General features: G+C 35.7%; 2 protein-coding genes and 1 pseudogene. 2 read left to right on the plus strand and 1 reads right to left on the minus strand.

Annotated elements, in window-relative coordinates:
* Positions 1-141: pseudogene (locus HRG09_RS23495) on the minus strand (IS6 family transposase); the annotation flags it as partial.
* Between the two features lie 867 nt (positions 142-1,008).
* Here HRG09_RS23495 and HRG09_RS23500 point away from each other — a divergent pair.
* The gene (locus tag HRG09_RS23500) at positions 1,009-2,262 is read left to right on the plus strand and encodes an MFS transporter (protein ID WP_174103203.1); all 1,254 of its coding nucleotides are present in this window, start codon (positions 1,009-1,011) and stop codon (positions 2,260-2,262) included.
* Positions 2,263-2,276: 14 nt separating this feature from the next.
* A complete protein-coding gene (locus tag HRG09_RS23505) occupies positions 2,277-6,833 on the plus strand; it encodes a non-ribosomal peptide synthetase (protein ID WP_174103204.1) in 4,557 nt (1,518 codons plus the stop codon).
* Positions 6,834-6,835: the final 2 nt, after the last annotated feature.

The following is a 6,835-nucleotide window of genomic DNA, read 5'->3' on the forward strand; positions in this document are numbered from 1 at the left end:
AATGGTTGTAGGATGAACGGAGACACCACGTTCTCTTAGGATTTCAGATACATCGCGATAGCTTAAAGAAAAACGACAATAGTAGCCCACGGCTACTAAAATAATATCCTTTTTAAACTGTTTTCCTTTAAAATACCCCATATATCATTCTCCTGCTCACACTTTTTCTACAGGTTATCTCAGTTTAGAAATCTTTGCAACAGAACCATGAGAAGGGAGTTTGCGTTAATTTTACCGTTGTGAGCGGCAATAACAAAGTAAAACTGCCGAAGAACGGAACTGTTGTATTTGCTGGGACACCGAACTCAGAATTTATGATCACGTTGAACTAGCTACAATTCAAGATGGACTTCAACAAAACCAGTACGACATATAAAAGGTGTTTTGCTGGTTTTGTTTGTATTTACGCATTAGCTTTAATTCAGGACAAAATAAGGTCTTTTATAATCAATGCAATTGGTGATTTGGTAAATTATCCTATTTTTTATCTGAATTTTCTAATTTGATTATTTCAACTTTATGAAGATAGTAGCTAGAAAAGTTGTGTGATAGTATTTTAAATAGAAAAAAAGACAATTCTGAAAAGGGGTGTGATTTGGGTGGTTTAACTATTGTAAATTTTAGGGTTACAGAGCTATTAATTGATTATTTTCATTGAGTAGAGTTTTGGCTTGTAGAATATGAAAATCAAAGAAAATTGTTCAGATAAATTAATGAAATATTCTCGTTTTTTACTGTTGTTGTAATGACGATATAACTAGAAATCATTTAATTCGTCTACGTTTATAGGTGAAAAAGATCATTTAAAGTCAGAAGTGAATGTGTAAGAACTAAAAATAAATATATTTGAATGCATAAATTAAACCAAAGATATTGAATTTTATAGTTATTGAAGTTTGAATAGTATTAAATTTTAGGTAGATATATGTAGAGTTATAAATTATGTGAAAAAAAGAGGTATTGTGTACACAAAAACATCCGTTTTAGTAAATTTAAGGAGCACATTTTATGAAAACTACCGATTCAAAAAGCCTATTAGGAAATAGGATTTATTTACAAGTTTTCTCTGCCTATTCATTGCTTATGCTTGGTGTTTTTATTGATATGTTAGCCATTATGACTATTGTTGGGTTTGAATGGGAAGTAGATCCTACCATGATTGGGTTGATTCCTGTTGCATATGCACTTCCTGGAATTATCTTTGGCTCATGGGCAGGTGTTATTGCAGATCGTTTTAGAAAAATTCCAATTATGATGTTCTGTAATCTGATGGTTGGTGTAATAACAATTGCTCTTTTATTTGTACAAAGTATCCATTGGCTCTTATTAGCATTAATGATTCGTTCTATTTTTATTGTTTTTTATTATCCTGCACAGCAAACACTAACAAGACAGATTGTATCCCCAGAGTTGCTTACTAAGGCAGTAAGTATCAACGGAATAGTCGAGCAGGGAACCAAGATAGTAGGTCCACTTATAGGAGGAGTGTTGTTGAGCTGGTTTCAGCCAGAGTTCTGTCTCATTATAAGAGCGATAAGTTGTTTACTAGCAACTTTGATTCTGATGCCCACAATAAAATTCAAAGAAACTCTTTTAAGAAAACCTGTTGATAGGGAAAAGCAAAGCACTTGGGCCGCTTGGTTACAAGGGTGGAGTTATGTATTATCTAATCGGATAATATTATCAACTATGATTTTCGTTACAATAGCTATGGCAGTATTACAATTAGTAGACTCGCAGTTCCCTACTTTATTTAAGAGCTTATTTCCACATGATAAAAGTAAAATGGGATATATCATTTCTATTATTGGTCTTGGGGGAATACTTGGTGCATTACTAACTCAAAAATTAAAACAATTTCAATATGGTTGGGTAGTATGTGGGGGTATGGTTTTAATGGGAATTGGTTTTGGAGGGATTGGCCTGATAACGCCCGGTACGGTCTTCGTTTTGGCCTATTTGATTAGTTTTATCGCTGGGATTGGAAGTGGATTGATGCTTGTATCTAATCAAGTTATTTTACAAATAGAATCCGATCAAGATCAAGTAGGAAGAGTATTTGGTATACAAAGCAGTTTAACAAACGCAGTTCTAATTATTTCTCCTGCTATGAGTGGCCCATTAGTGCATTTGGTTGGAGTAACTCAACTCTATGTTTATGGCGGGATTGGGCTTATCATCATTGGAGTAATTGGAGTTTCACTGCAGAAATATTTATGGGCTAAACATAAACACGAGCCTATAAGAGTAAATAATTTTTGAAGGGAAGATTTTTTATGACCAATGAGGAATGTTATCCATTAAGTCACCCGCAGCGAAGAATATGGTATACAGAAGTTATTCATTCTGATAAAGGGATATGTAATTTAAGATTCTTATTTAAACTTCATCGAAAAATGAATTATTCAAAATTAAACCAAGTTGTGAATCGTGTTATCAGTGAAAATGATGGTCTGTGCATCAGATTAAAAGAAAATGGGCATCAGGAACCTAAACAATATTTTATTAAACATGAAGAACAAGAATTTGAGTTTTTCGATTTCAGTTCTGTGGAGGATTCAGATTTGCTTGAGGAATGGATTGAGCAGAAAACAAAAGAAACGTTTACATTATTTAATTCAAATTTATATTATTTCGCTTTAATAAAATTAAACGATAATGAATGTGCAGTCTTTGGGAATGTTCATCATATTATCATGGATGGTTTATCAATCCAAATATTTACCAGTCAGATTGCAAAATATTATTATGAAATGCATAACGAGACTGAGGAAGGCGAAATTAAAAATTCATATGTTCAATTTCTGGCCAATGAACAAACATACTTGAATAGTAGTCGCTTTCAAAAAGATCAAAAATTCTGGTTAGAGGAATTTAAAACACTTCCATCTGTGACCGGATTGAAGCCCTATAATACGTACCAAGTTAGTACCAAAGCATCACGCGAGACGTTTATATTATCGGAGCATTTGAAGAGAAAGATAGAAAAATTTTCTGAATATTACAAATTTAGTTTGTATACCCTTTTTGTTGCTGCTTTCTCGTTATCCATGTATCGGTGGACCTCATCGCTTGATATTGCATTAGGAATGGCTTACGGCAACCGCATGACTAAAATGGAACGTGAATTGATTGGAATGATGGTGAGTACAGTTCCTTTAAGAATGGATATTAATCCAGAAGAAGAAGTGCTTTCATTTATTGGTAGGGTGTCCAGAAAACAAAGTAAATCATTAAGACATCAGAAATATCCATTTGATTTGTTATTAAAGCAGATTAATAAAGAGAATAACAGCAATGTGAGACTTTTCGGAACTACGATTGATTATAGAGATCGTGATGAAAGTGGTGACTCACTATGGATTCCAAACCGTGAAGAGGTACAAGATTTTGCAGTGCATATTGAAAATTTAATTGATATAGACTCTTTACATGTACATATTGATTATCGTGAGGAGCTATTTTCTAAAGAAGAAATAAAACGTTTTTTTAACGTTATGTTAGCGATAATAGAAAACACTTTTGAAAACCCAAAGCAGAAGGTAGCTGAAATCGAAATCATTTCTGATGAAGATAAAAGAAAAAGTTTAGTAGAGTTTAATAATCCTAAGCTTGATTTTCCACCTCAAGTAACTATTCATGAATTGTTCGAACAGCAAGCTATGATTTGTCCAAATGCTATTGCAGTTACGTATGAAAGAGGAAAAGTTACTTATAGGGAGCTAAATGAACGTGCAAATCAGTTAGCTCATTATCTGCAGAAAAAAGGAGTAGGACCTGATACTTTAGTTGGACTGTGCGTTGAACGTTCTTTAGAAATGATTGTAGGTATTTTAGGGATTTTGAAGGCTGGTGGAGCTTATGTCCCACTTGATCCAACATATCCAGAGCAGCGACTTCAATATATTTTAGAGGATGCTAGCATTCAATTATTCGTAACGCAAGAAGGTTTAAAACAATTGAAATGGTTACCAGAAAATATTACATCGATTTGCCTGGATCGTGAAAGAGATAAGATTGAACAAGAAAGTAAGACCTTGCCGGTTTCCGATGTAAGTTCCCAAAACTTAGCTTACGTAATCTATACTTCGGGATCAACAGGGAATCCAAAGGGCGTTATGATAGAGCATCACAATGTCATTCGTTTATTTAAATCGACGGATTGTTGGTATCAGTTTAATGAAAAAGATACTTGGACTCTTTTTCATTCTTATGCATTTGATTTCTCAGTATGGGAAATTTGGGGAGCATTATTATATGGTGGGAAATTGGTTGTTGTTCCATACTGGATTAGTCGGTCGCCTAAGGATTTTTATCAATTATTGATAGAGGAAGAAGTCACAGTTCTAAATCAGACACCTTCCGCGTTTCGACAATTAATACAAGTGTGTGAACAAGAAGATAAGAATAAAAACTTGCAGCTGCGTTATGTGATATTTGGCGGAGAAGCGTTAGAACCTATTAGTTTGTTACCATGGTTTCAAATGTATGGGGACAAAGAACCACAGTTAATTAATATGTATGGAATTACAGAAACTACAGTTCATGTTACATATTATCCAATTACTCAAGATGATGTGCAGCATGCTTCAAGAAGTAATATTGGAAAGCGGATTCCAGATTTAGAAGTGTATATACTAGACGCTTATCAACAACCGGTACCTATAGGTGTAGATGGTGAGCTTTATATTGGTGGGGCAGGGCTTGCACGTGGGTATTTAAATCGACCTGAATTAACTGCAGAGCGCTTTATACCCCATCCATTTAGTAGTGATCCGAAAGCAAGATTATATCGGACAGGAGACTTAGCGAGGTATTTACCGGATGGGAATCTGGACTATCGTGGAAGAATTGATCATCAGGTTAAAATACGTGGTTTCCGAATTGAGATTGGGGAGATTGAGTCTACTTTAAATGCATGTGCATCTATAAAAGAGGCTGTTGTAATTGTTAGAGAAGATCAACCGGGTAATAAACGATTAGTAGCATATGTTGTAGGAGATGGAAATGTAGGTGCGTGGAGAGAGTATCTTAAAGCGAAACTACCGAGCTATATGGTCCCTTCAGGATTTGTGACGATGGAAGCCATTCCACTAACTGCTAACGGTAAAGTTGATCGTGGGGCCTTACCTATGCCGGAGGAAAAGGAGATTAACAGTGAATCTGTAGTTCCTCGGAATAGTAACGAGAAGATACTGGCTACCATCTGGAAGCAAGTATTAGGTGTTAAAAGGGTGGGAATCTATGATAATTTCTTTGAAATTGGTGGCGACTCGATTCTCAGTATTCAAATCATATCTCAAGCAAGTCAAGTGGGATTAAAACTTACTCCAAAGCAAATGTTTGAATGCCCAACCATTGCCGAGTTGGCACAAGTGGCTATAGAAACGCAGGGAGTACAAGCGGAGCAGGGAATTGTGACAGGAGATGTGCCTCTTACTCCAATTCAGTACTGGTTCTTCGAGCAAGAACATCCACGTCCGGAGCATTGGAATCAATCGATGCTTTTAAGAGTAAAAGAGAGATTGGACGTGAAGTTACTAGAGGGAGCAATATTAAATTTACTCAAACATCATGATGCTTTACGTTTCCGGTACGAACAGTTACCAAATGGAACGTGGATGCAGAGAAATGAAGGGACTGATGAGCGGTCTGTACTTCATGTGGTAAAACGGGACACAGCTAATGAACAAGCGTGGAATAAAGTAATACAAGAAAAGATGAACATTACTCAAGCTAGTTTCAATTTAGTTACAGGTCCGTTAATGAGAGTAGTTTACTTCGAGGATACCTTGACTGGAAATGATCGACTATTCTGGGTGATTCATCATTTAGTAGTAGATGGAGTATCTTGGAGAATTCTATTGGAAGATTTACAGGCGGTATATAACCAGAGGAAACAAGGTCAAGGAGTTCGCTTACCTGCGAAAAGTACATCTTTTAAAGAGTGGGCGGAACGACTGCAGGCATACAGTGATTCGGGTATTTCAAAAGAAGTACAAGATTATTGGAATGAATGGGTAGAAAAAGAAACGATGAAAATTCCAATGGACTACCCAATACAGGACACAACAGAAGAATCGATCGATCAAGTGACGAGGACTTTAGGAGTAGAAGAAACACATGCATTGTTACAAGAAGTTCCAGTGACTCATAAGACAAGGATTAATGAGGTACTATTGGCGGCATTAGGACAAGCTATCGTCGATGTTACGAATCAGCAAGCGGTTTCTATTCATCTAGAAGGACACGGGAGAGAAGAGATGATTAAAGATATTGATCTATCACGGACAGTGGGCTGGTTCACGAGTATTTATCCTGTTCATCTGAATTTTAAAGGAATTAAAACACCTATTGAAGGACTAAAGGCTGTAAAAGATCAATTGCGTCAAATTCCGAATCGCGGAGTTGATTATGGTATTTTACGTTACTTGAAAAAAGAATTACTTCCGTTTTATCAGCAAAAGCCTTCAATAAGCTTTAATTATTTGGGCCAATTTGATCAAGTGTTTTCAAAGGAATCTTTGTTTATGCAAGAGACAGGGTTTACATTTTTAGATCATGCTCCAGGTTCCAAACCACCGCATCTAATTGATGTTATCGGTATGGTAAAAGATGAGAAGTTACATTTTGTTTGGATGTATAGTAGAGAACAGTTTTCTAGGTTGAAAATTCAAGCGATAGCAGATGGTATGTTGAGGCATCTTCGTCAACTTATAAATAAACCAACAACAGAGTCTGCTTTTACAGTATCAGATTTTGCTGATGCGGAGGATCTTACGGAAGAAAGCTTGAGCAAAGTATTACTTAAATTAACAAAGAAGAGGGTGTAAAG

Origin of the sequence: Bacillus sp. Xin1, assembly GCF_013314535.1 — a bacterium.
Classification (GTDB): Bacteria; Bacillota; Bacilli; order Bacillales; family Bacillaceae_G; genus Bacillus_A.

What these genes read in the sequence shown, in the direction of transcription:
- HRG09_RS23505 (WP_174103204.1), top strand. Translation starts at nt 2,277, where the DNA reads ATGACCAATGAGGAATGTTATCCATTAAGTCACCCGCAGCGAAGAATA.
- HRG09_RS23500 (WP_174103203.1), top strand. Translation starts at nt 1,009, where the DNA reads ATGAAAACTACCGATTCAAAAAGCCTATTAGGAAATAGGATTTATTTA.